This is a genomic window from Leifsonia sp. GW821-FHT13C05 (assembly GCF_058806515.1).
Window position 1 is genome coordinate 324,874 of sequence record NZ_JBXAPT010000001.1, and the last position, 21,852, is coordinate 346,725.

The 21,852-nt window shown below is 68.2% G+C and carries 23 protein-coding genes and 4 tRNA genes; 21 read left to right on the forward strand and 6 right to left on the reverse strand.

Annotation, left to right across the window (positions count from 1 at the left end; genetic code table 11):
* The first annotated feature begins 6 nt into the window (after positions 1–6).
* Both AC1ROC_RS01505 and AC1ROC_RS01510 read left to right on the forward strand, forming a co-directional pair.
* Complete coding sequence (locus tag AC1ROC_RS01505) at positions 7–1,281, forward strand: ammonium transporter (protein WP_085367784.1); 1,275 nt, start codon at positions 7–9, stop codon at positions 1,279–1,281.
* 122 nt (positions 1,282–1,403) lie between these two features.
* Complete coding sequence (locus AC1ROC_RS01510; protein ID WP_492997647.1) at positions 1,404–2,645, forward strand: ammonium transporter; 1,242 nt, start codon at positions 1,404–1,406, stop codon at positions 2,643–2,645.
* 325 nt (positions 2,646–2,970) lie between these two features.
* Here AC1ROC_RS01510 and AC1ROC_RS01515 read toward each other — a convergent pair whose 3' ends face one another.
* Complete coding sequence (locus tag AC1ROC_RS01515; RefSeq protein ID WP_492997649.1) at positions 2,971–3,606, reverse strand: hypothetical protein; 636 nt, start codon at positions 3,604–3,606, stop codon at positions 2,971–2,973.
* 102 nt (positions 3,607–3,708) lie between these two features.
* Here AC1ROC_RS01515 and AC1ROC_RS01520 point away from each other — a divergent pair, with 102 nt between their 5' ends.
* Positions 3,709–4,254: a type II toxin-antitoxin system PemK/MazF family toxin gene (locus tag AC1ROC_RS01520; protein ID WP_492997650.1), complete on the forward strand. Its 546-nt coding sequence runs from the start codon at positions 3,709–3,711 to the stop codon at positions 4,252–4,254.
* Between the two features lie 63 nt (positions 4,255–4,317).
* On the opposite strand, the gene AC1ROC_RS01525 is transcribed toward AC1ROC_RS01520, so the two are convergent.
* Positions 4,318–4,390 (reverse strand) — tRNA-Val (locus AC1ROC_RS01525).
* Positions 4,391–4,554: 164 nt separating this feature from the next.
* On the opposite strand from AC1ROC_RS01525, the gene AC1ROC_RS01530 reads away from it, so the two are divergent.
* From AC1ROC_RS01530 to AC1ROC_RS01540, 3 genes are all read left to right on the forward strand, one after another.
* Positions 4,555–4,627 (forward strand) — tRNA-Gly (locus tag AC1ROC_RS01530).
* Positions 4,628–4,680: 53 nt separating this feature from the next.
* A tRNA-Cys gene (locus tag AC1ROC_RS01535) sits at positions 4,681–4,754 on the forward strand.
* Positions 4,755–4,774: 20 nt separating this feature from the next.
* Positions 4,775–4,846: transfer RNA gene (locus AC1ROC_RS01540), tRNA-Val, on the forward strand.
* A gap of 91 nt (positions 4,847–4,937) precedes the next feature.
* Here the strand turns inward: AC1ROC_RS01540 and AC1ROC_RS01545 are convergent.
* Positions 4,938–6,014 (reverse strand): zinc-binding dehydrogenase, encoded by a 1,077-nt coding sequence (locus tag AC1ROC_RS01545; RefSeq protein WP_492997651.1) that lies wholly within the window; start codon positions 6,012–6,014, stop codon positions 4,938–4,940.
* A 58-nt stretch (positions 6,015–6,072) separates the two neighbouring features.
* Here AC1ROC_RS01545 and AC1ROC_RS01550 point away from each other — a divergent pair, with 58 nt between their 5' ends.
* The 3 genes from AC1ROC_RS01550 to AC1ROC_RS01560 all read left to right on the forward strand — a co-directional run bounded on the left by AC1ROC_RS01550 (position 6,073) and on the right by AC1ROC_RS01560 (position 8,068).
* Positions 6,073–6,915: a helix-turn-helix transcriptional regulator gene (locus AC1ROC_RS01550; protein WP_492997653.1), complete on the forward strand. Its 843-nt coding sequence runs from the start codon at positions 6,073–6,075 to the stop codon at positions 6,913–6,915.
* Between the two features lie 66 nt (positions 6,916–6,981).
* A complete protein-coding gene (locus AC1ROC_RS01555; protein ID WP_085367779.1) occupies positions 6,982–7,632 on the forward strand; it encodes an MBL fold metallo-hydrolase in 651 nt (216 codons plus the stop codon).
* A 22-nt stretch (positions 7,633–7,654) separates the two neighbouring features.
* Complete coding sequence (locus AC1ROC_RS01560) at positions 7,655–8,068, forward strand: MarR family winged helix-turn-helix transcriptional regulator (protein WP_492997656.1); 414 nt, start codon at positions 7,655–7,657, stop codon at positions 8,066–8,068.
* A 58-nt stretch (positions 8,069–8,126) separates the two neighbouring features.
* On the opposite strand, the gene AC1ROC_RS01565 is transcribed toward AC1ROC_RS01560, so the two are convergent.
* Positions 8,127–8,513 (reverse strand): hypothetical protein, encoded by a 387-nt coding sequence (locus tag AC1ROC_RS01565; RefSeq protein WP_492997658.1) that lies wholly within the window; start codon positions 8,511–8,513, stop codon positions 8,127–8,129.
* 104 nt (positions 8,514–8,617) lie between these two features.
* Here AC1ROC_RS01565 and AC1ROC_RS01570 point away from each other — a divergent pair, with 104 nt between their 5' ends.
* The 3 genes from AC1ROC_RS01570 (at position 8,618) to AC1ROC_RS01580 (ending at position 11,563) form a co-directional block, all read left to right on the forward strand.
* The gene (locus AC1ROC_RS01570; protein WP_492997660.1) at positions 8,618–8,896 is read left to right on the forward strand and encodes a hypothetical protein; all 279 of its coding nucleotides are present in this window, start codon (positions 8,618–8,620) and stop codon (positions 8,894–8,896) included.
* A gap of 73 nt (positions 8,897–8,969) precedes the next feature.
* Complete coding sequence (gene thrS / locus AC1ROC_RS01575) at positions 8,970–10,952, forward strand: threonine--tRNA ligase (RefSeq protein WP_492997662.1); 1,983 nt, start codon at positions 8,970–8,972, stop codon at positions 10,950–10,952.
* Positions 10,940–11,563 (forward strand): HIT family protein, encoded by a 624-nt coding sequence (locus AC1ROC_RS01580; protein ID WP_492997664.1) that lies wholly within the window; start codon positions 10,940–10,942, stop codon positions 11,561–11,563. Before thrS ends, AC1ROC_RS01580 begins: the two co-directional genes overlap by 13 nt.
* A 13-nt stretch (positions 11,564–11,576) precedes the next feature.
* On the opposite strand, the gene pdxY is transcribed toward AC1ROC_RS01580, so the two are convergent.
* Positions 11,577–12,428 carry a pyridoxal kinase PdxY gene (gene pdxY, locus AC1ROC_RS01585; RefSeq protein WP_492997666.1) on the reverse strand — a complete coding sequence of 284 codons (852 nt, stop codon included), beginning with the start codon at positions 12,426–12,428 and terminating at the stop codon, positions 11,577–11,579.
* A 48-nt stretch (positions 12,429–12,476) separates the two neighbouring features.
* A complete protein-coding gene (locus tag AC1ROC_RS01590; RefSeq protein WP_492997668.1) occupies positions 12,477–13,784 on the reverse strand; it encodes an aminotransferase class I/II-fold pyridoxal phosphate-dependent enzyme in 1,308 nt (435 codons plus the stop codon).
* A gap of 87 nt (positions 13,785–13,871) precedes the next feature.
* Between AC1ROC_RS01590 and pdxS the strand changes: the two genes are divergently transcribed.
* From pdxS to secF, 9 genes are all read left to right on the forward strand, one after another.
* Positions 13,872–14,774: a pyridoxal 5'-phosphate synthase lyase subunit PdxS gene (gene pdxS / locus AC1ROC_RS01595; protein WP_492997670.1), complete on the forward strand. Its 903-nt coding sequence runs from the start codon at positions 13,872–13,874 to the stop codon at positions 14,772–14,774.
* Positions 14,775–15,389, forward strand: a complete 615-nt coding sequence (gene pdxT, locus AC1ROC_RS01600) for a pyridoxal 5'-phosphate synthase glutaminase subunit PdxT (protein WP_085367771.1) — start codon at positions 14,775–14,777, stop codon at positions 15,387–15,389.
* 109 nt (positions 15,390–15,498) lie between these two features.
* The gene (locus AC1ROC_RS01605) at positions 15,499–16,260 is read left to right on the forward strand and encodes a YebC/PmpR family DNA-binding transcriptional regulator (RefSeq protein ID WP_085367770.1); all 762 of its coding nucleotides are present in this window, start codon (positions 15,499–15,501) and stop codon (positions 16,258–16,260) included.
* A gap of 15 nt (positions 16,261–16,275) precedes the next feature.
* Positions 16,276–16,869, forward strand: coding sequence for a crossover junction endodeoxyribonuclease RuvC (gene ruvC / locus AC1ROC_RS01610; RefSeq protein ID WP_179150707.1), 594 nt, complete (start codon positions 16,276–16,278; stop codon positions 16,867–16,869).
* Positions 16,866–17,513 carry a Holliday junction branch migration protein RuvA gene (ruvA, locus tag AC1ROC_RS01615; protein ID WP_085367768.1) on the forward strand — a complete coding sequence of 216 codons (648 nt, stop codon included), beginning with the start codon at positions 16,866–16,868 and terminating at the stop codon, positions 17,511–17,513. Before ruvC ends, ruvA begins: the two co-directional genes overlap by 4 nt.
* Positions 17,510–18,550, forward strand: a complete 1,041-nt coding sequence (gene ruvB, locus AC1ROC_RS01620; protein WP_168689567.1) for a Holliday junction branch migration DNA helicase RuvB — start codon at positions 17,510–17,512, stop codon at positions 18,548–18,550. Before ruvA ends, ruvB begins: the two co-directional genes overlap by 4 nt.
* Before the next feature lie 57 nt (positions 18,551–18,607).
* On the forward strand, positions 18,608–19,015 hold the full coding sequence (yajC, locus tag AC1ROC_RS01625; protein WP_085367766.1) for a preprotein translocase subunit YajC: 408 nt from the start codon (positions 18,608–18,610) through the stop codon (positions 19,013–19,015).
* A gap of 69 nt (positions 19,016–19,084) precedes the next feature.
* A complete protein-coding gene (gene secD / locus AC1ROC_RS01630) occupies positions 19,085–20,830 on the forward strand; it encodes a protein translocase subunit SecD (RefSeq protein ID WP_492997673.1) in 1,746 nt (581 codons plus the stop codon).
* Positions 20,830–21,849, forward strand: a complete 1,020-nt coding sequence (gene secF / locus AC1ROC_RS01635) for a protein translocase subunit SecF (RefSeq protein ID WP_085367764.1) — start codon at positions 20,830–20,832, stop codon at positions 21,847–21,849. The genes secD and secF overlap by 1 nt, the downstream gene beginning before the upstream one ends.
* Positions 21,850–21,852 lie beyond the last annotated feature (3 nt).

Genomic DNA, 21,852 nt, shown 5'->3' on the forward strand with positions numbered 1-21,852 from the left:
CAACGTATGTTGCTACACACAGCAGCGGACTACGCAGAGGCAGGGACCGTCAACTCCCTGTGGCTGCTCGTCGCCGCAGCCCTTGTTCTGCTGATGACCCCCGGCGTCGCCTTCTTCTACGGAGGAATGGTCCGCGCCAAGAGCGTCGTCAGCATGATGATGATGAGCTTCGGCGCGATGGCGATCGTGGGCGTCCTGTGGGTGTTCTACGGGTACGGCCTCGCGTTCGGCAAGCCGCTCATCCCACACTTCCTCGGAACCCCCGACTGGTTCCTGTCCAGCCTGATGGGCAAGGACGGCATGACCCCCGACCTGGGCGGCCTCGCCTTCGCCGGGTTCCAGGCCACCTTCGCGATCATCACCGTCGCCCTGATCTCCGGTGCGATCGCCGACCGTGCCAAGTTCGGCGCGTGGATGGTGTTCGCCGGCATCTGGGTCACGGTCGTCTACTTCCCGGTCGCGTACTGGGTGTTCAACCTGGCCGACGGCTGGGCGCCCGCCCTCCTGCACGTCAACGACTTCGCGGGTGGTACAGCGGTCCACATCAACGCCGGAGCCGCCGGCCTCGCACTCGCCCTGGTGCTCGGCAAGCGCGTCGGCTTCCAGAAGGGCATGTCGAAGCCGCACAACGTGCCGCTCACGCTCCTCGGCGCCGCGCTCCTCTGGTTCGGCTGGTTCGGCTTCAACGCCGGCTCGGAGGCCGCAGTGGACGGCGTGGCGGCGATCGCCTGGATCAACACCCTCGCCGCTCCGGCTGCCGCCACCATCGGCTGGCTGATCGTCGAGAAATTCAAGGACGGCAAGCCCACCTCCATCGGTGCGGCATCCGGTGCGGTCACCGGCCTGGTCGCGATCACCCCGGCCTGTAACATCCTGACCCCCGGGTTCGCGATCCTCCTCGGCCTGGTCGCCGGTGCCGTCTGCGCCGTCGCCATCGACCTGAAGTTCAAGCTCGGCTTCGACGACTCGCTCGACGTGGTGGGCATCCACCTCATCGGCGGTCTCATCGGAACGCTCTGGATCGGCGTCTTCGGCTTCACCCACATCGACGGCGACGCCACGAAGGGCTTCTCCAGCCTCCTCTACGGCGGCAGCTTCGCCCAGCTCGGCGCGCAGGCGATCGGCGCGTTCAGCGTGATGATCTACTCCTTCGTCCTGGCCTGGATCATCGGAACGGTCATCCAGAAGACGATGGGCTTCCGCGTCAAGAACGAGGACGAGCTGGCCGGCGTCGACACGGTCGTGCACGGCGAAGAGGGCTACGCCCTCGAGACGGTCTGATCGGACCGACCAGCAGCGCAGTAACCACAGCACGCGAGCGGGGTGTCGCCTTCGGGCGGCGCCCCGCTTCGCGTGCGCGCCAGTAGTGTGTTGATGCCCGGTTCGCGCGACGAGGAGGACGGATGACGCCAGCCACGAGCGCGCAGGTGGACGCCCTCCTGCTCCTGGTGAGCGCCACGTTCGTGATGGCCGTCGTGCCGGGGCTGGCATTCTTCTACGGCGGCATGACCGGCGCGCGCGGGGCCTCCCAGGCGTTCAGGGCAGCCCTCACCGGGTCGGCCATCGTCGTCGTCCTGGCGGTGGCCGGCGGCTACGGGATGCTCGCGGGGGATCCGCTCATCGCCCACGTCGTCGGGCGGCCGGACTGGGGGCTCGCCAGGGAGTTCACCCCGGGCAGCGGGGCGGCATCCACGATGTACCCGCTGGCGAGGGCCGGCTACCTGATCGCGGTCTGCGCCGTCGCCGTGACGATCCTCGGCGCCGCTGTCGCCTCCCGGGTGACCCTGCGGGCCTGGGCGGTGTTCTCCGCGCTGTGGAGCGTGCTGGTGCTGTTCCCCGCCGGCTACGCGGTCTTCGCGCTCAGCGACGGCTGGGCGGTCTCCGGGATGCACGTGATCGACTTCGGTGGCGCCATCCCGGTCAGCCTGGCGGCGGGCAGCGGAGCGGCGGGGGTGATCCTCGCCTGCGGTCACCGCGACCATCCCGTGGCCGGAGAGCGGCGCCTGCCGCTGGTGGCGGTCGGTGGGGCGCTGGTCTGGGTGGGCTGGTTCGGCCTCACGGTCGGTTCGGAGGGCGCCCTCGACGCCTTCGCCCCGCTGATCGCGCTGAACACGCTGATGGCGTCCGCCGGGGGAGCGCTGATGTGGATCGTCGTCGACAGGGTGCTGCTGCGTCGGCCGACGGTCACCAGCGCGCTCTGCGGCGCGGTGGCCGGCCTCGTGGCGATCACTCCGGCCTCCGGCGTGCTCACCATCGGCTGGTCCCTGCTGCTCGGCGCCCTGGCCGCCGTCGCCTGCGCCAGCATGGTCGACCTGGCCGCCCGCGCACGCTTCGGCGTCCCGATGACGATCTGCGTCATCCACATCGTCGCTAGCCTCGTCGGCCTGCTCTACATCGGCCTGTTCGCCACCGGAGACGGGATGGTCGACAGCGGCAACTTCGACCTGTTCGTTGCCCAGGCGGTCGCCGCCCTCGGCGTCGCCGCATACTCATTCGTGGTGTCGCTGGTCATCGCGACGGTGCTGCGGCACACCATCGGCCTCACGCGGCTCCGGTATGGTGCGAGCGATGGTCTGGCCGATGGCGCGACGTCGCGTGGTATGCCGTCGCAGGCTGAGCCGGTTCGGCGTGACGATCCGCTCTGACGCTGGCAGTGGATGCACTGCGCCCCGCGGATTCGATGGACAATCCGCGGGGCGTTTCCGTCGTGCGACAGCGTGGAGGCTAACGCTTCGAACGACTTCTTGAGCCCGTTCTGCTGACGATCGTGCCGAATACCCACGCAATCGCCGCAATGACGATTGCCGCGGTGAGCATTGCGCCTATGGGGAGGGTGCTCTCAGTGGTGGGTCCGGCCACGATCGACAGCCAGATCGCAGCAGCAATCAATCCGAGTGCGACGCCGGACAGAAGGGCGGTGATCCAATGGATTCGAAACATGACGATCCCTATTCTTACGGTCTCCTCCAGCTATTGCGCCCAGCAGACGAAGCCGGCGAGGGACATCTCGACGCCGGTTCCGTTCCTGCTGCACTGATCGATCGACCACGCCGAGTAGGCCGCGACCGCGCCGACTGCGACGAGAGGAAGAGACGTGGGCGGGAACGCTGCAGAAAGCGCGCCGAGTACGCCCGCGACTCCGGCTGTGCCTGCGATGGCTTTCACGACCTTCGGTGTGATGCACGAGTCCAGCGTGAAGTGATAGCCGATCCAGTCGTACCAGAACGCGTTCTGGCCACGGCAGGTAGCGCGAGCCGATAGCCGCGAGGGGAACTCGCCATTGTCGTTCACGACGTGACCGCCTCCAATGGCGACGCCCTCGGCAAAGTCCCGTGCGAGTTCACGCGGCACGCCATTGCCGATAGCGCCGGCGAGGTCGAAGGTGACGATGCCGCCCTCGGTTGTTGACGCGGCGCCGATCCGGGACCAGTTGGCTTCGAGTTCTTCGATTTGCGATCGCACGTCAGGCGGCAACTGCTCCATTGATGCTGCGGCGATTTCGACCGAAGCGGGCCCGCTGGTGGGGGCAGCGCTCGCTGCCGAAGGAAACGCGAGTGCGATCAGCGCGGCCGTAACGGCAACTGCGGCGAATGAGGTGAACTTCATTGTGCTCCTTTGCATGGTCACCATTACTGATGTAACCCGCACAAATATTAGCTATCAATTCCTCAATTCGGCAAGTCTGCAGCGCTCCGGTACCATCCACCGATGGCCTCCCCGATGAACCTGCTCCGCGCGATGGTGAATGCGCTACTGCCGACGCCGAAGAAATCCCAGCACACGACACCCGCCACGCCCACGACCCGGGCGGCATCCCGAGCTGACGCCGCCGAGCCCGGCCGCACGGGCCCGGCCGCCACGGTGGAGGTCGACCCGCGCGCCATCGGCAGGGTGACGATGACGTACAGCCCGGCCACCGACGGCGACGCCGACCCCGGCGAGGTCGTCTGGACCTGGGTGCCGTACGAGGAGCGCGACGGCCGCGGCAAGGACCGCCCCGTGCTCGTCGTCGCGGCCGAGCCGGGCGGCACGGTGCTGGCCTTGCAGCTCACCAGCCAGGCGCATCCCGGTCGTTCGGAGTACGTTCCGATCGGCACGGGAGGGTGGGATGCGCAGCGCAGGCCCAGCTACGTCAACACCGACCGCGTCTTCCGGGTGCACCAGTCCGGGATGCGCCGCGAGGCGACGGCCCTCGACCGCCGTCGCTACGACACCGTGCGCGCCGCCCTCGTCGCCCGCTACCGCTGGCGCTGACCGGCGCTGCACTCCCTGCTGACCGGGGCAACAGGAAAGGCCACGGTTTCCCGTGGCCTGCTGTGGGCGATACCGGACTCGAACCGATGACCTCTTCCGTGTGAAGGAAGCGCGCTACCAACTGCGCCAATCGCCCTGGGGTTTCGCTGCCGTGAACCGGCTGCGAGACTCGATACTAGCCGACGAACGGGGCCCGGCGCACATCCGGCACGCGACACACCCGGCTGCATGACCCGGTTTGGTTTTCCGCGTCGGCATCGGCTAAAGTCATTCAAGTGCCGCAGAGATGCGGAACGAAATGCGGATGTAGCGCAGTTGGTAGCGCATCACCTTGCCAAGGTGAGGGTCGCGAGTTCGAATCTCGTCATCCGCTCGAGTCAGCCCGACCGAAAGGTCGGGCTTCTCACAACGGTGGTGAACCCAAACGGTGGATTGGCCGAGAGGCGAGGCAGCGGCCTGCAAAGCCGTATACACGGGTTCGAATCCCGTATCCACCTCCAACCTGGAATCATCCAGGCTTGGGCGATTGGCGCAGCGGTAGCGCGCTTCCCTGACACGGAAGAGGTCACTGGTTCGATCCCAGTATCGCCCACACAGAGAAGGCGCCACACGAAGAAACCCTTGGGAAACCGAGGGTTTTGTCGTTTCCGCGGGACGACGCATCGGCGCTCTGGCGGCACCGGTCACGGGCGGAGCGCGACGAAGCTGAGGCCGGAGGTCTGCTCGGCGCGGTCGAGTACGGTCGCGGGATCGTCGAGTGTGGCGGGGACGACGTCCACCCCTCGGAGGTCCAACACCCCGGAACTGATCTGTCGCCAGACGGCGTACGCGGTCTCGCTCGCCGCCATCCACGACCCCCGCAGGGTGATCCGTCGCCGCATCACCTCGTTGTAGGCGACCGGGAGATCCTGCTGCACCCCGCCGAGCAGCACCATCGTGCCATCCAGGCCGAGTGCGTCGAAGCCGGCCATCGTGAGGTCGGCAGTCGGCGTCGGTCCGAGCGCGTCAAGGGTGACGTCTGCTTCCCCGCCGAGAGCTGCGACGATGGCCTCGGCGTCGGCGCGGCGGTTCCCGACGGATCGCACCGGCTGTATGCGGGGGTCGAGCGCTGCCAGCCGGTCCAGGGCGGCGGTGTTGCGCCCGATAGCGGCGACGCTGCCGGCTCCGCGGGCGAGGGCGAGGAGGACGGCCGCACCACCCATCTGGCCGCTTCCGCCGATCACGGCCACGCGACCGCCGGGGGCAAGCTCGCTCTTCTCCACTGCCGAAGCGGCAACGGTCAGCCACGGAAGGAACGCCAGCCGGTCGAAGTCGCCGTACGCGTCGGCTCCCGGGAGCGCCACGAGCGTCGAGCCCGGCATCAGGGCCCGCTCCGCGAACGTCCCTGTCCGCCACACCGCGCGCATCGCGTCGGTCGCGGGGGTCTGAACACCGCGCCCGCCGATGCCCGTCCAGCCGAGGAGGACCTCCTCCGGATGGGCGATCCGGCCCGTGGAGAGGAAGCCCGTGCAGAGCGCGATGTCGCCCGGGCGGACGGTGTGGACATCCTCCGCGACGGCTTCCACGCGGCCGATGCCCCCGATGCCGAGGACCGTCGGCGTCGCGACGCCGCCGCGGGCGCCCTCGGTCAGGGCGCGTGTGTAACCGGGGACCTGGACCGCCAGCATCCGCAGGATGGCTCCGCCGCTGCGCAATCGTGGGTCCGCCACCTCCTGGAGGCGCACACCGGAACCGGGCTCTTCGAGAATCCATGCCTTCATGCCCCCAGTCTTCGGCGTTCCAGCACTGCTAACCAGATCCGCTTCATGCTGGTATTAGTTGTGTTGGTATGACGATCACCTTTACCGACCCGAGCATCCAGCGCCGACGGGAGCTCGGCGCTTTCCTGCGGTCGCGGCGCGAACGCAGGTCACCGCAGCAGGTCGGTCTGCCCGGTTCCTCTCGACGGCGCACCCCTGGCCTGCGCCGGGAGGAGCTTGCCGCCGGGCGGGAATCAGCGTGACCTGGTACACCTTCCTCGAACAGGGGCGGGATGTGAACCCGTCGGAGCAGGTGCTCGGCGCGATCGCGGAGGCACTCGGGCTCGACGATGCCGAACGCAGCTACGTGCTGGCCCTCTCCACGGACGTGCCCGCCCTCCAGGAGGGCGACGACCGCAGCGTCGCCCCGGAGGTCGCGGACGTGCTGCGCATGGTGCAGCCCAACCCCGCGTACGTGACGGGGAGCGCGTTCGAGCTACTCGCCTGGAACGAATCGGCCGCTGACCTGTTCCGGGATGCCACCACCGCCCCCGACCCCAACCTCGTCCTCTGGGTGTTCCTGGCGCCCGCGGCCCGAGATGCGCTCTGCGATTGGAGCGGGATCGCCCAAGGGGTGCTCGCCCGCTTCCGCACCAGCGCCGGGCGGCATCCGGGATCAGCCACGCTCGCGCGCGTCCAGAGCGAGCTCCTCGACGCGAGCCCCGAAGCCCGGGAATGGTGGCCCCGCTACGACATCGGCGAAAATCGCGCCGGAGCGAAACGCGTGCGCGCGCTCTCCGGACAGATCCTGCTGCTCAGCTACGCCTCGTTCCGGGTGGCGGACCGTCCGGACCAGGTCCTCACGATCCACCGTCCGATCGAGGCGGCGGGAGTGCCGGAGGGCGGTCGCGCGGGGTCCTGAGAGAATACAACAGTGTTGTATATTTAGATGGACACAACCGACGTGCACATCTGAAAGGTCGCCACCGTGGAACTCACCAGGCACGCCCATGCCACCGTCGTCATCGAGCAGGACGAAACCGTCGTGCTCGTCGATCCGGGGGTCTTCACTCCCAATGCTCGCGAGTTGCTCGCCGGCGCGACCGCGGTGCTCGTCACTCACGATCACTTCGATCACTTCGACCTCGATGCTGTGCGGGATGCGTTGGCGGCCGTTCCAGGACTCGTTCTCTACGGACCGGGTTCGGTGGTGGACGCGCTCGTGACCGCCGGCCTGGGGAAGGCGCAGCTCGTGCGCGTTGAGGACGGCGATGCCTGGGCCGTCGGAGATATCTCCGTTCGTGCATTCGGTGGCGATCATGCGCTCATCAACCCGCGCATCCCGGTGCCGCACAATGTCGGCTACCTGATCGGTGAGGTTGTCTTCCATCCCGGGGATTCATATGCCGTTCCGCCCTTTGCGGTCCACACCCTGCTTGTGCCGGTCAGCGGCCCCTGGGTCAAGATCGGCGAAGCGATCGACTTCATCGCAGCGGTGAGTCCCACGCAGACCGTGCTCGTGCACGACATCATGCTCTCCGAGATCGGCAGGGGATCGGCGTCGACGTTTCTCGGCGCAGACGGAGTGACCGGGGTATCGCTCGTCGCACTTCGCCCGGGCGAATCAGCCGCGCTCTGACGCGTTGAATGGGAGGGTGACCATGTCTTATCTCGACCTCGCAGAGGACCTCCGGCTCGCCGTCGGTGAGTTCGTCCGTGCCACGCGCGCCGAAACCGATGTTCTTCCTCGCGTCAAGGCCGACTCTCTGAGCCAACTGGAGAGGAGGGGCCCGCAGACCATCGCGCAACTCGCTGCCGCCCGCGGCGTCCGGCATCAGGGCATGAGCAGGGCGGTCGCCGAACTCGAATCGCACGGGCTCGTCCACCGGATGCGCAATCCCGCCGATGCACGCGGGTGGGTCATCTCCCTGAGCGAACGAGGTCAGGCGGCCCTCGAGGCCGACCGGACGGCTCGGCGGGACACCGTCGCGCGCGGCATCGAGGACCGGCTCGACGCGAACGAGCGCGCACTGCTCGCGCAGATTCCTGCCTTGCTGCGCAAGCTCGGATCCTGACTCCCGCGGTGGGCCTCTCCGCCAGAAGCGCGACCTCCCGCAACCACGAGCAGTGCGATCACCGCGACGACGAACCCGCCGAGTACGACCAGCCCGTCGGCCCCCGCCACACTCCTCGCGCGAGCAGACCGGCGCCGATCAGGATGGCGCCGTACACGCCGGCCGTGCTGTCGGCGCTGCCACTGTGTGTCGTGACGGTCCCGTTGCCATCGGCACGCCGCCACTCGCACGCGCGGCCCAGCGGCCATCCGCTGAGGCTCTGATTCACGACGTCGCCGCCCTCGCTGATGACCGCGAGGGGTGAGGACGGACCTTCCTGCCGGCAGGTGTTGGTCGTCGCAGACGCGATCATAATGAAGCCTGCATACAGGCCGTACGCCACCATCAGTGCTCCGGCGACGGTGAACGCGGCACGAAGGCCCCGCCTCTGAGACCGTGTGTGCATCTTCCCCCTCCCTGCCAGTCTTCGCGGCCACGCGCGAATGCGCATCATCCGCTGGGATGGTTCACGGGTTCATCGCAGCAGGCCGAAGGGGTACGTTGTCCGTGATGATTGAAATGCAGACAATGGTCCGAACGACCGTAGCGATCAATGGCACCGGCTATTTCGTGGCGCAGGGCCAGGATATTGAGGACCTGCAGAATCGGATCGAGGCGGCCGCTGCGTCGTCCGGACGGTTCGTCAGCTTCACCGTGGTAGGCAATCGAGCGGTGAGCGTGCTCATCACCCCGCGGAGCCAGGTGGTGATCTCCGTCGAGACCGTCCAGTTCGACCCGCGCGACACCGGCGACGACGAGGAGCCGTTCGGGGGCCTCTTCGACTTCTGACGGGAAAAGCCACCCATCCCGCGCGCACTAAGCTTGAACGGTTCCGATTCAATCGATCCAAGGAGTGGAAAAGGTGGCTGACGGCTTCGAGCTCTTCACCGACCGTTCCGTTGTCGCGATGCGCGTCAACGGCGAGCTGAAAGATCTCGCAACGCAGGTCACGACCACGGACACCGTCGAACCGGTGACCATCGACTCCCCGGATGGGCTGAACATCCTGCGGCACTCGACCGCGCACGTTCTCGCGCAGGCCGTCCAGGCGATCAACCCGGAGGCGAAGCTCGGCATCGGTCCGCCCATCACCGACGGGTTCTACTACGACTTCGACGTCGCAGAGTCTTTCACCCCGGAAGACCTCAAGGCGCTCGACAAGGAGATGTCGCGCATCGTGCGCGCCGGCCAGCGTTTCGTGCGCAGGGTCGTCACCGACGACGAGGCGCGCGCAGAGCTCGCGAACGAGCCGTACAAGCTGGAGCTGATCGGGCTCAAGGGCGGCGTCGTCCACGGAGACACCGCGGCGTTCGACGAGAGCGAGTCCGTCGAGGTCGGCGGTGCAGAGCTCACCATCTACGACAACGTCGACCCGAAGACGGGGGAGACGGTCTGGAAGGACCTCTGCCGCGGCCCGCACCTGCCCAACACCCGGATGATCGGGAACGGCTGGTCGCTCACCCGCGTCGCGGCGGCGTACTGGCGCGGCAACGAGAAGAACAAGCAGCTGCAGCGCGTCTACGGCACGGCCTGGCCCACCAAGGACGAGCTGCGCGCATACCAGACCCGCATGGAGGAGGCCGCCAAGCGCGACCACCGCAAGCTCGGCTCCGAGCTGGACCTGTTCAGCTTCCCGGAGGAGATCGGCTCCGGTCTGGCGGTGTTCCACCCCAAGGGCGGCATCATCCGCAACGAGATCGAGAACTTCATGCGCGAGCGCCTGATCGCGAACGACTACGAGCTCGTCAACACCCCGCACATCACCAAGGGCCGGCTGTACGAGATCAGCCAGCACCTCAACTGGTACAAGGACGGGATGTTCCCCGCCATGCACCTGGACGAAGAGGTGGATGCGGAGGGTCACGTCACCCGCCAGGGCCAGGACTACTACCTCAAGCCCATGAACTGCCCGATGCACAACCTGATCTACCGGGCGCGCGGCCGCAGCTACCGTGAGCTTCCGCTGCGTCTGGCGGAGTTCGGCACCGTGTACCGCTACGAGAAGAGCGGCACGCTGTCCGGCCTGACCCGCGTGCGCGGCCTCACCCAGGACGACGCGCACATCTACGTCACCGACGAGCAGATCAAGGACGAGGTGGCCCGCCAGCTCGAATTCGTTCTCGAAACCCTGCGCGGCTACGGTCTCACCGACTTCTACCTCGAACTCTCCACGAAGGACCCGGACAAGTACGTCGGCTCCGACGAGAGCTGGGAGCAGGCGACCGAGACGCTGCGGCAGGTCGCGGTGGAGTCCGGTCTCGAACTGGTCGCCGATCCGGGTGGGGCGGCGTTCTACGGGCCCAAGATCTCGGTGCAGGCGCGGGATGCGATCGGCCGCACCTGGCAGCTGTCCACCGTGCAGCTCGACTTCAACCAGCCCGAGCTGTTCGAGCTGGAGTACACGGCGGCCGACGGAACGCGCAAGCAGCCGGCGATGATCCACCGCGCGCTGCTCGGGTCGATCGAGCGGTTCTTCGCGATCCTGCTGGAGCACTACGCCGGGGCGTTCCCGGTGTGGCTGTCCCCGGTGCAGGTCGTCGGCATCCCGGTCGCCGACCAGTTCGGCCCGTTCCTCGACGGCGTGATCTCGCGCCTCAAGGCGAAGGGCGTCCGTGCAGAGGTCGACCACTCCGACGACCGGATGCAGAAGAAGATCCGCACGCACACCAAGGCGAAGGTGCCGTTCCAGCTCATCGTCGGCGAGGAGGACGCGTCGGCCGGTACGGTCAGCTTCCGCTTCCGCGACGGCACGCAGCGCAACGGCGTCACGGTCGACGAGGCGATCGACAGGATCGTCTCCGCGATCGAGAAGCACGAGCAGGTCGTCACGGCATGGCTCGACTGAGCCTCGACGACTACGCGGACGCCTCCGGAGCGGACGGGCCTCCCGCCGCATCCGGGGCAGCCGGGGGAGCCGGGGATGTCCGCATCGACGACCCCGGCTACCTCGTCGGCGTTCCTGACGAGTTCCAGCGCCTCTGGACGCCGCACAGGATGGTCTACATCCAGAACGGCCAGCAGCCGGGCGCGGACGACTGCCCGTTCTGCGTCGCGCCGAGCATGAGCGACGAGGATGCGCTGATCGTGGCGCGCGGGACGCACGCGTACGCGCTGCTCAACCTGTTCCCGTACAACAGCGGCCACCTGCTGGTCTGCCCGTACCGCCACATCGCCACCTACGACGAGGCGACGCCGGAGGAGGTCGCCGAGATCGGCAGCATCACCCAGACGGCGATGCGGGTCATCCGGCAGGTGTCCAAGAACGACGGCTTCAACATCGGCATGAACCAGGGCGCCATCGCCGGCGCGGGGATCGCCGCGCACCTGCACCAGCACATCGTGCCGCGGTGGGCACAGGATGCGAACTTCCTGCCCATCATCGCGAAGACGAAGGCGCTGCCGCAGCTGCTCGGCGACGTCCGCGCAGCCATCGCGGACGCCTGGCCGAAAGACTGACCGGCAGCCCCGTTCAGCGCACCTGGCGCACGGCGAACTGCTCGCGCGGGTGCGCGTAGAACTCCTGCGACTCGACGAGCTGCAGCTCCCGCTCACCGGAGTCGAGGGTCCTGCTCAGCAGGTCGTAGACGCTCGACACCGTCTTGCGGAGCGCGGACTCCGCACTGCGGTCGCGCAGGTAGTGTGCCGTGAACAGGGCGGCGGTGACATCGCCGGAGCCGTTCGCCTTCATCGGCAGCCGCGGGGTCTGCACGATCCAGGCGCCGCTGCCGTCGACGGCGAGCATCTCGATGGTGTCCGGCTCGGCATCCGGGCGTTCGACGCTCGTGACCAGCACGGTGTCCGGGCCCATCGCGCGCGCAGCATCCACCGACTCCAGGGTGGACTCGAGCGTGTCCGGCGAGGTGCCGGTGAGGAACCCGAGCTCGAACTGGTTCGGCGTGATGATGTCGGCCACCGGAACCACCCTGTCGCGCAGCAGGTCCGGGATGGCCGGGGCGACGAAGCATCCGGACTTCGCGTTGCCCATCACCGGGTCACAGGCGTAGACCGCATCCGGGTTCGCGGCCTTGACCCGCGCGACCGCGTCGATGATCACGTCGCCGATGCCCTCGCCGCCCTGGTATCCGGACAGCACGGCGTCGATCTGACCGAGCACGCCGCGCTCCTCGATGCCGGTGATGACCTCGCGCACATCCTCCGGCGCGATCAGCGGCCCGCGCCACGCGCCGTAACCGGTGTGGTTGGAGAAGTTCACCGTGTAGACCGGGAGCACCTCCACCCCGATGCGCTGAAGCGGGAAGACGGCTGCGGAGTTGCCGACGTGGCCGTACGCCACCGCGGACTGGATGGAGAGGATCTTCATCCCTCGATCCTCTCATCCCTTCGGGTGGCGCCCATCCCGCGGCGAGGTTCAGCGTGCGGCGTCGGCCAGGTCGTCGGCCAGCCGCAGCGTTTCGTCCTCGGTGAGGTCGTGGACGGTGAGCCGCAGGTGGTGGGAGGGCGCAGCACGCTCGGTGAGCAGGAACTCGTCCCCGGTGCGTGCCAGCCAGCCGCGCCGCATGAGACGTTCGGCGACCGTCTTCGCCTCGATCGGCAGCTCGACCCAGAGGTTGAGGCCGTCGCCCGCCTCGGTCGGCAGTCCGCGCTCGCCCAGCAGTGCCGCGAACGCCGCGTTGCGCTCCGCGTAGTGGCGCCCGGCCTCCGCGATCTGCTCCTGCACCGCCTCGTCGGTGAGCTGCGCGAGCACGAGGCGCTGCAGCAGGTGGCTCACCCAGGTGGTTCCTGGACTCAGCCGCAGGGCGAGGCGTTCGGCAGTCTCCGGGTCCGTCGCCGCGATGGCGAGGCACATGTCGGGGCCGAGGAATTTCGAGACGGAGCGGACGAGCGCGAACCGGCGGTGGGCCGGGCCGATCAGCGTCTCGTACGGACGCTGCGACAGCATCGAGAAGTGGTCGTCCTCGATGACAAGGACGTATGGATGCTCGGCGAGCAGCTCGCGCAGGGCGGCGGCCCTCCGCGGCGTGAGGGTCGAGCCGGTCGGGTTCTGGGCGCGCGGGGTGCAGATGATCGCGCGCACGCCGGCGTCGAGGGCGTCTTTCAGGCCGGCGACGGTCATCCCCTCCGCGTCGACGGGGACGGGCACCGCCCGGTAGCCGCCGAGCCGCACCGTGTGGATGCTCGCCAGGAAGCACGGGTCTTCGAGCGCGACGGCGTCGTCGCGGAGGAGGGCCTGGGCGAGCAGTCGTTCGACGGCGTCGACGGCACCGCTGGTGACGGTGATCCGAAGGTCGACGCCGGGGAGGTCGGCGGCCGCCCAGTCGCGGGCGTGGCGTTCGAGGGCGGGGTCGATCACCGGCTCGCCGTAGAGCACCGGCCGGCCGGCCGCGCGCCCGAGCGCTCTGCTCGGGTCCGGGATGCGGCGGGTGTCCGGGTTGCCTGTGCCGATGTCGCGCAGCACGGTGTCGGCCGCGTAGCCCTCCTGGGCGACGGCCTCGTGCCCCGCGACGACCGTGCCTGCCCTGCCGCGCGCGACGACGACGCCGGCCTGGGCGAGCATCCGGTATGCGGCGACGGCCGTGTTGCGGTTCACGCCGAGCAGGGCGGCGAGCTCGCGGACAGGGGGGAGTGCGTCCCCGGTGCGGAGTTCGCCGCGCTCGTGCAGGCCGCGCACGCTGTCCGCGATCTCCGCGGCCGTCGTGCCTGTGATGATCTGTTCCATGACGCTCCCGAGTTTAGCGAGCGCGAAGCCGGGTGCTATCGTTTGGCATAGGTCAAAGATGAATTAGTTCCAGACGAGAGGACCACGATGGCTGACACCGAACAGAGCGCCGCCACCGGATCGAACCGGGTCAAGCGAGGCCTGGCAGAGATGCTGAAGGGCGGCGTCATCATGGACGTCGTCACCCCCGAGCAGGCGCGCATCGCCGAGGACGCCGGCGCCGTCGCCGTCATGGCCCTCGAGCGCGTTCCCGCGGACATCCGCGCCCAGGGCGGCGTCGCCAGGATGAGCGACCCCGACCTGATCGAGGCCATCATCGCCGAGGTGTCCATCCCGGTCATGGCGAAGGCCCGCATCGGCCACTTCGTCGAGGCGCAGGTGCTCGAGGCGCTCGACGTCGACTACATCGACGAGTCCGAGGTGCTCTCGCCCGCCGACTACGTCAACCACATCGACAAGTGGGGCTTCACCGTCCCCTTCGTCTGCGGTGCGACCAACCTGGGTGAGGCGCTGCGCCGCATCAACGAGGGTGCGGCGATGATCCGCTCCAAGGGCGAGGCGGGCACCGGAGACGTTTCCGAGGCGACCAAGCACATCCGCAAGATCAAGTCGGAGATCGCCGCTCTCAGCGCGATGAGCAAAGACGAGCTGTACGTCGCGGCCAAGGAGCTGCAGGCGCCGTACGACCTCGTGGCCGAGATCGCGGAGACCGGCTCGCTCCCCGTCGTGCTGTTCACGGCCGGTGGCGTCGCGACTCCCGCGGACGCCGCGATGATGATGCAGCTCGGCGCGGACGGCGTGTTCGTCGGCTCCGGCATCTTCAAGTCGGGCAACCCCGAGCAGCGCGCCGCGGCGATCGTGAAGGCCACCACCTTCTACGACGACCCCAGGGTCATCGCCGAGGTGTCCCGCGGACTCGGCGAGGCGATGGTCGGCATCAACGTCGCCGACCTCGCAGCACCGCACCGTCTCGCCGAGCGCGGCTGGTAAGTGACGGCGGAATCGACGGCGCCGGTCGGCGTCCTGGCCCTGCAGGGAGACTTCCGCGAGCACATCGCGGTCCTGCGCGGGCTGGGCGCCGACGCGGTGCCGGTGCGCAGACCCGCCGAACTGGCGGAGGTGGCCGGGCTGGTCATCCCCGGCGGCGAGTCCAGCGTGATGGACAAGCTGTCCCGCACCTTCGGGATGGCCGAACCTTTGAAGCAGGCGATCGCGAGCGGGCTGCCGGTGTACGGCACCTGCGCCGGGCTCATCATGCTGGCCGACCGTGTGCTCGACGGCATCCGCGGCCAGGAGAGCCTCGGCGGGCTGGATGTGTCCGTGCGGCGGAACGCGTTCGGCTCGCAGCTCGACTCGTTCGAGACCGACCTGCGCATCCCGGCGGTCGGCGAGGAGCCGATGCACGCCGTGTTCATCCGGGCGCCGATCGTGGAGAGCGTCGGCGAGAAGGCGACGCCGCTCGCGCAACTGGACGACGGGCGTGTCGTCGCCGTGCGGCAGGGCAACCTGATCGGCACGTCGTTCCATCCGGAGATCACCGGGGACACGCGGTTCCACGAGTACTTCCTCGGGCTGGTCCGCGAGCGCGCGGAGAGCGCGGCCTAAGCGTCCCGCTGGCACGCGGCGTCGCGCATCCACGGGCGTCGTGCGGGGAAGTGGGGCCCGGCGCGTCCTACAATGGTCAGGATCTTTAGACGTAACTGAGGGAGCACCAGTGTCCGGGCATTCCAAGTGGGCAACGACCAAGCACAAGAAGGCGGTCATCGACCAGCGCCGCGCCAAGTCGTTCGCCAAGCTGATCAAGAACATCGAGGTCGCGGCCAAGATGGGCGGCGCCGACCTGTCCGGCAACCCCACCCTGGTCGACGCCATCCAGAAGGCGAAGAAGACCTCGGTCCCGAACGACAACATCGACCGCGCCGTCAAGCGCGGTGCCGGACTCACCGGTGAGTCCATCGACTACGCGACGATCATGTACGAGGGATACGGTCCCAACGGCATCGCCCTCCTCATCGAGTGTCTGACGGACAACAAGAACCGCGCGGCCGCCGAGGTCCGCACGGCGATGACGCGCAATGGCGGCACCATGGCCGACCCGGGCAGCGTCGCGTACAACTTTCACCGCAAGGGTGTCATCGTCGTCCCGCACGCGGACGGCCTGACCGAGGATGACGTGCTCACGGCCGTCCTCGACGCCGGTGCGGAAGAGGTCACCGACCGCGGTGAGTCGTTCGAGGTGCAGACGGAGGCGACCGACCTGGTCGCCGCCCGCACCGCCCTGCAGGACGCGGGGATCGACTACGACTCCGCCGACGTCGAGTTCGTCGCGAGCCTCAACATCGAGGCGGACGCGGAGACCGCGCGCAAGGTGTTCCGCCTGATCGACGCGCTCGAAGACTCGGACGACGTGCAGAACGTCTACACCAACCTCGACCTCACCGCCGAGGTTCAGGCCGAGCTCGGCGAAGACGAGTAGCGACAGGCCATGTCGGTGCGCGTACTCGGCATCGACCCCGGTCTGACCCGCTGCGGCGTCGGGATCGTGGATGTGCGACCCGACCGCACGGCGACGCTGGTCGAGGTCGTCGTGGTGCGCACCCCGCCGACGATGCCGCTCGAACAGCGGCTGCTCGCCGTCGGAGACGAATTGGAACGGCTCTTCGACGCCCATCGTCCGGCGGCGGTCGCCATCGAGCGCGTCTTCGCGCAGCAGAACCTGCACACGGTGATGGGGGTCGCCCAGGTGAGCGGGGTCGCGCTGCACGCCGCTGCGAAGCGCGGGCTTCCCGTCGCGCTGCACACGCCGTCCGAGGTGAAGGCCGCTGTGACCGGATACGGTTCGGCGGACAAACGGCAGGTGCAGACGATGGTCGCGCGCATCCTGGGCCTGGCGGAGGTGCCGAAACCGGCCGACGCCGCCGACGCTCTCGCCATCGCGATCTGCCACGCCTGGCGCGGCGCCCCCGCAGCACCCGCATCGGCCGGAGCAGTGGATGCGCGGTCGCTGACCCCTGCGCAGGCCGCGTGGCGCGCCGCGGAACGCTCCACCCGGGCGTCGGCGGTGCCCCGTAGGCTGGCCAAGTGATTTCCTCCCTCCGCGGCGCGGTGCTCCAAGCGGCAGGCGGCTCGGCCGTGATCGAGGTCGGCGGTGTCGGGTTCTCCGTGCAGCTGACTCCCGACCACGTGCTGTCCCTGCGCGTCGGAGACGAAGCGTTCGTGTACACCTCCCTCATCGTCCGCGAGGACGCCCTGCAGCTCTTCGGCTTCGCCGATGTCGAGCAGTTGCAGGTCTTCGAACTCCTGACGAGCGTGTCCGGCGTCGGTCCGAAGTCCGCCATCGGCGTGCTGTCCGTGCTCGCCCCCGACCAGATCGCCGAGGCGGTCGCCGCCGATGACGACGCGCCGTTCCGCAAGGTGTCCGGCATCGGCCCGAAGACGGCGAAGCTGATCGTCGTGCAGCTCGCAGGCAAGCTCGCCGTGACCCGCAGGGCTCCCGTCGCCGTGAGCAAGCCGGGCGCTCCGTCGTCGGTGGGGGACAGTGTGCTGGTGGCGCTGGTCGGTCTCGGCTGGCCCGAGAAGGTGGCGGCGGAAGCCGTGGCCGAGGTCGTCGCCGACACGGACGAGAAGCTGCGTGACAGCGTCCAGACCCTGCTTCGGCTCACCCTGGCGCGACTCGGGCCCGCGGCGCAGACCGGTGCATCGTCGCAGCGAGGGCAGGTGGCCCGATGAGCGACGACGACCTCACGACCCCCGAACTCGAGTCGGAGTCCGAGCTCGCCTTCGAGGGAGCGCTCCGCCCGCGTTCCCTTGCAGAGTTCGTCGGCCAGGCCAAGGTGCGCGGTCAGCTCCAGCTGCTGCTCACCGCGGCGAAGATGCAGGACCGCACGGCGGACCACATCCTGCTCGCCGGTCCTCCCGGACTCGGAAAGACCACACTCGCGATGATCGTGGCGCACGAGAGCGAGCGTCCGCTCCGGCTGTCGAGCGGCCCGGCCATCCAGCACGCCGGCGACCTCGCGGCGCTGCTGTCGTCGCTGACGCCGGGGGAGGTGCTCTTCATCGACGAGATCCACCGCATGGCGCGCTCCGCCGAGGAGATGCTCTACCTCGCGATGGAGGACTTCCGGATCGACATCATGGTCGGCAAGGGAGCGGGCGCCACGTCCATCCCGCTCGACCTCGCGCCGTTCACCCTGGTCGGGGCGACGACGCGGTCCGGGCTTCTCCCGAACCCGCTGCGCGACCGCTTCGGCTTCACGGCCCACCTCGAGTTCTACGACGAGGCGGAGCTCACCCAGGTGCTCACCCGCGCGGCCGTCATGCTCGACTTCCAGGTCGACAAGGCCGCTCTCGCCGAAATCGCGGGCCGGTGCCGCGGAACGCCGCGGATCGCCAACCGCCTGCTGCGGCGCGTGCGCGACTACGCGCTCGTGCACGGCGGAGAGGCCGATGTCGCCGCCGTCCGCGCGGCGCTCGACCTCTACGACGTGGATGCGCTCGGTCTCGACCGCCTCGACCGCGCGGTCCTCACCGCCATCCTCGAACGTTTCGAGGGCGGTCCGGTCGGCCTGAACACCCTCGCGGTCTCCGTCGGAGAGGAGGCTGAGACGATCGAATCGGTCGTCGAGCCCTTCCTGGTGCGGATCGGACTGCTCTCGCGCACCCCCAGAGGGCGGGTGGCGACCCCCGCTGCGTGGCGTCACTTCGGGCTCTCCGGCCCCAAGCTAGGACTCTCACAGCAACCATCACTGATAGATGACATATAATTCAAGCTGGCCTCTCGGCCACTCCCACAAACCCCACCGGAAGGTTTGGCAGATTTCATGCCCATTGACCCGTTAACCATTGTGATGGTCGTCATCCTGGCGGCCCTCATCTTCTTCATGTTCCGCAACAGCCGCAAGCGCCAGAAAGAGCAGGCTGAGACGCGCTCGAAGATGGTCCCTGGCGCAGAGGTCATGACCAACTTCGGCCTGTACGGCACGCTTCTCTCCGTCAACGAAGACGACAACACGGCCCTCGTCGAGACCAGCCCTGGCACCGTCCTCAAGGTGCACCGCCAGGTGCTCGCCCGCGTCGTCGAGCCGACGACCCCGGAGCCGGCAGCGGCCGACGTGGTCTCGTCCGAGCCGCAGCTCAACGAAGACAACGCCATCCCCCTGTCCGAGCCCGAGTTCGGCGAGCGTCTCGACGACGCTTCGAAGAAGCCCGGCTCGAAGAGCGACGACTGATCCGTTAATCCCTTTGTGCGACGGCGCCGGTGCCGGCGTCGTCGCGCGCGTAGAAAGCTGAGTACCTAGGTGGCAAAGTCGACCCCGGTCAAGAAAGCCTGGCGTTCGTTGAGTTGGCTTGGCGCCATCGTGGTGGTTCTCCTCGGAGTCCTCACGGCCGGTGTCATCTGGGGAAATGCCACCTGGCTGCCCAAGCTCGCCCTCGACCTCGAGGGTGGAACGCAGATCATCCTGGCCCCGCAGGTGGAGAACGGTCAGACCGTCCAGCAGCAGCAGCTGGACCAGGCCGTCTCGATCATCCGCCAGCGCATCGACGCCTCCGGCGTCTCGGAAGCGCAGATTTCCACAGAGGGATCGCGGAACATCGTGGTCTCCCTGCCCGGCACGCCGGACCAGGCGACGCTCGACAGGGTGAAGGCCAGCGCGCGCCTCGACTTCCGTCCCGTCCTCGCCACCAGCGGGCCGACCAACGAGGTCGTCGGAGCGGACGGCAAGAGCACCCCGGCCCCGAGCCCGGCTCCGGGACTGCAGTCGACGCCGTCCACCAAGCCGACGAACGGCAGCGACCTGGCCTGGGTCACCCCGGAGCTGCAGGCGCAGTTCGACGCGTTCTCGTGCAGCACGGCCAACCTGGAGAACGTCAACCAGGCGCCGACGGACAAGCCCCTCATCACCTGTGACGACGCCAAGACGGTCAAGTACCTCCTCGGCCCCGTCGAGGTGAAGGGCCAGGACATCAAGGACGCGAACAGCGGCCTCGCCCAGTCCTCCAGCGGTGTCAGCAACGGCCAGTGGGCCGTCAACATCATCTTCAACGACGCAGGCACCAAGGCGTTCGCCGATGTGACCACCCGCCTCAACGGTCTCCAGGGTGCGCAGAACCAGTTCGCGATCGTGCTCGACGGCAAGGTCATCTCGGCACCGACCACGAACGCGGTCATCACCGACGGCCGCCCGCAGATCACCGGTAACTTCACCGAGTCGACCGCCAAGGCGCTGGCCGACCAGCTGAAGTTCGGCGCCCTGCCGTTCAGCTTCAAGGTGCAGAGCCAGGACACCATCTCGGCCACCCTCGGATCGACCCAGCTGATGAGCGGTCTGATCGCCGGCGCGATCGGCCTCCTGCTCGTCGCCATCTACACGTTCTTCCAGTACCGTCTGCTCGGTTTCGTGACGATCATCTCGCTGGTGGTCGCCGCGGTGCTCACACTGCTGACGATCTCCCTGCTGTCGTGGCACTACGACTACCGACTGTCGTTGGCAGGTGTGGCGGGTCTGATCGTCGCCATCGGATTCACAGCCGACTCGTTCATCGTCTACTTCGAACGAATACGTGACGAGTTGCGCGACGGCAGAGGGCTGGAGTCCGCCGTCGAGGCGGGCTGGACCCGCGCCCGCCGCACGATCTACGCGTCGAAGGCCACCAACCTCCTGGCCGCCATCGTTCTCTACGTGCTCGCCGCGGCGAACGTCCGGGGCTTCGCGTTCACGCTCGGTCTCACGACCATCATCGACGTGATCGTGGTGCTGCTCTTCACGCACCCGACGCTGCAGTTGCTCGCGCGCACCAAGTTCTTCAGCACCGGTCACAAGGCCTCCGGTCTCGACCCGCAGGCCCTCGGCGCCGTGTACCGCGGCGCAGCCCAGTTCCGCAAGCCGACGGTCACCGTCAGCGCGGGCAAGGCAGCGTCCAGCGGCAAGGAGGCGGCTCGCCGCCAGACCATCGCCGAGCGCAAGGCTGCAGAGCTCGCCGGTGCTTCCGCGTCGTCGTCATCGACGTCCTCTGATCGCTCGACCGAGGGGAAGGACTCCTGATGGCCAGCCGACTCACCAAGTTCGGAAACGACCTCTACACCGGCGCACGCTCGTTCGACTTCGTCGGCAAGCGCAAGATCTGGTACGCCATCGCGGCAGCGATGGTCATCATCTCCATCCTGATCCCCGTGCTCAAGGGTGGCTTCAACTTCAGCATCGAGTTCCGCGGCGGTTCGCAGTTCACGGTGACGAACGTCGAGACCACCGATCAGGCGAAGGCCCAGGAGGCGCTCACCAGCGTCGTTCCGGACGCCGTGGCCCACGTGAGCTCCGTCGGCTCCGACGCCGTTCGCGTGCAGACCGACCAGCTCTCCGAAGCGCAGACCAAGCAGGTCGCCGACGCGCTGGCGAAGGCGTACGACGTTCCGGTCACCGAGGTGGCCTCCACGTTCATCGGCCCGTCGTGGGGCGCCGACGTCACGCAGCAGTCCATCCAGGGTCTCGTGGTGTTCCTGCTCCTCGCGTTCATTGCGATGGCGCTGTACTTCCGCACCTGGAAGATGTCGGCGTCGGCCATCATCTCGCTGTTCCACGACCTCATCATCACGGCGGGCATCTACGCGCTCGTCGGGTTCGAGATCTCCCCGGCGACCATGATCGGCTTCCTGACCATCCTCGGATACTCGCTCTACGACACCGTCGTGGTGTTCGACAAGGTGCGAGAGAACACCAAGGAGGAGATGGATCTCACGAGACGCACGTTCGCGGAGTCGGTGAACCTCGCGGTGAACCAGACCCTGGTGCGCTCGATCAACACCGCCGTCGTCGCCGTGCTCCCCGTGGCCTCGATCCTCTTCATCGGAGCGTTCTGGCTCGGTGCTGACACGCTGCGCGACATCTCGCTCGCGCTGCTCATCGGCATCATCGTCGGCACGTACTCGACCATCTTCCTGGCCGCGCCGATGTACTCGCAGTTCCGCGAGGGCGAGGCAGCCGTGCGCAAGCACGACCAGAAGGTGCTCGCCATCCGTCCGAAGGCTGCTGTGCAGCCCGAAGCCGTGCCGGTCGCGGCGGAATAGCAG

What these genes read in the sequence shown, in the direction of transcription:
- AC1ROC_RS01505 (WP_085367784.1), top strand. Translation starts at nt 7, where the DNA reads ATGTTGCTACACACAGCAGCGGACTACGCAGAGGCAGGGACCGTCAAC.
- AC1ROC_RS01580 (WP_492997664.1), top strand. Translation starts at nt 10,940, where the DNA reads ATGGCTCGACTGAGCCTCGACGACTACGCGGACGCCTCCGGAGCGGAC.
- AC1ROC_RS01510 (WP_492997647.1), top strand. Translation starts at nt 1,404, where the DNA reads ATGACGCCAGCCACGAGCGCGCAGGTGGACGCCCTCCTGCTCCTGGTG.
- ruvB (WP_168689567.1), top strand. Translation starts at nt 17,510, where the DNA reads ATGAGCGACGACGACCTCACGACCCCCGAACTCGAGTCGGAGTCCGAG.
- secF (WP_085367764.1), top strand. Translation starts at nt 20,830, where the DNA reads ATGGCCAGCCGACTCACCAAGTTCGGAAACGACCTCTACACCGGCGCA.
- AC1ROC_RS01570 (WP_492997660.1), top strand. Translation starts at nt 8,618, where the DNA reads ATGATTGAAATGCAGACAATGGTCCGAACGACCGTAGCGATCAATGGC.
- AC1ROC_RS01560 (WP_492997656.1), top strand. Translation starts at nt 7,655, where the DNA reads ATGTCTTATCTCGACCTCGCAGAGGACCTCCGGCTCGCCGTCGGTGAG.
- AC1ROC_RS01520 (WP_492997650.1), top strand. Translation starts at nt 3,709, where the DNA reads ATGGCCTCCCCGATGAACCTGCTCCGCGCGATGGTGAATGCGCTACTG.
- pdxS (WP_492997670.1), top strand. Translation starts at nt 13,872, where the DNA reads ATGGCTGACACCGAACAGAGCGCCGCCACCGGATCGAACCGGGTCAAG.
- pdxY (WP_492997666.1), bottom strand. Translation starts at nt 12,428, where the DNA reads ATGAAGATCCTCTCCATCCAGTCCGCGGTGGCGTACGGCCACGTCGGC.
- yajC (WP_085367766.1), top strand. Translation starts at nt 18,608, where the DNA reads ATGCCCATTGACCCGTTAACCATTGTGATGGTCGTCATCCTGGCGGCC.
- AC1ROC_RS01515 (WP_492997649.1), bottom strand. Translation starts at nt 3,606, where the DNA reads ATGAAGTTCACCTCATTCGCCGCAGTTGCCGTTACGGCCGCGCTGATC.
- AC1ROC_RS01590 (WP_492997668.1), bottom strand. Translation starts at nt 13,784, where the DNA reads ATGGAACAGATCATCACAGGCACGACGGCCGCGGAGATCGCGGACAGC.
- AC1ROC_RS01545 (WP_492997651.1), bottom strand. Translation starts at nt 6,014, where the DNA reads ATGAAGGCATGGATTCTCGAAGAGCCCGGTTCCGGTGTGCGCCTCCAG.
- AC1ROC_RS01565 (WP_492997658.1), bottom strand. Translation starts at nt 8,513, where the DNA reads ATGCACACACGGTCTCAGAGGCGGGGCCTTCGTGCCGCGTTCACCGTC.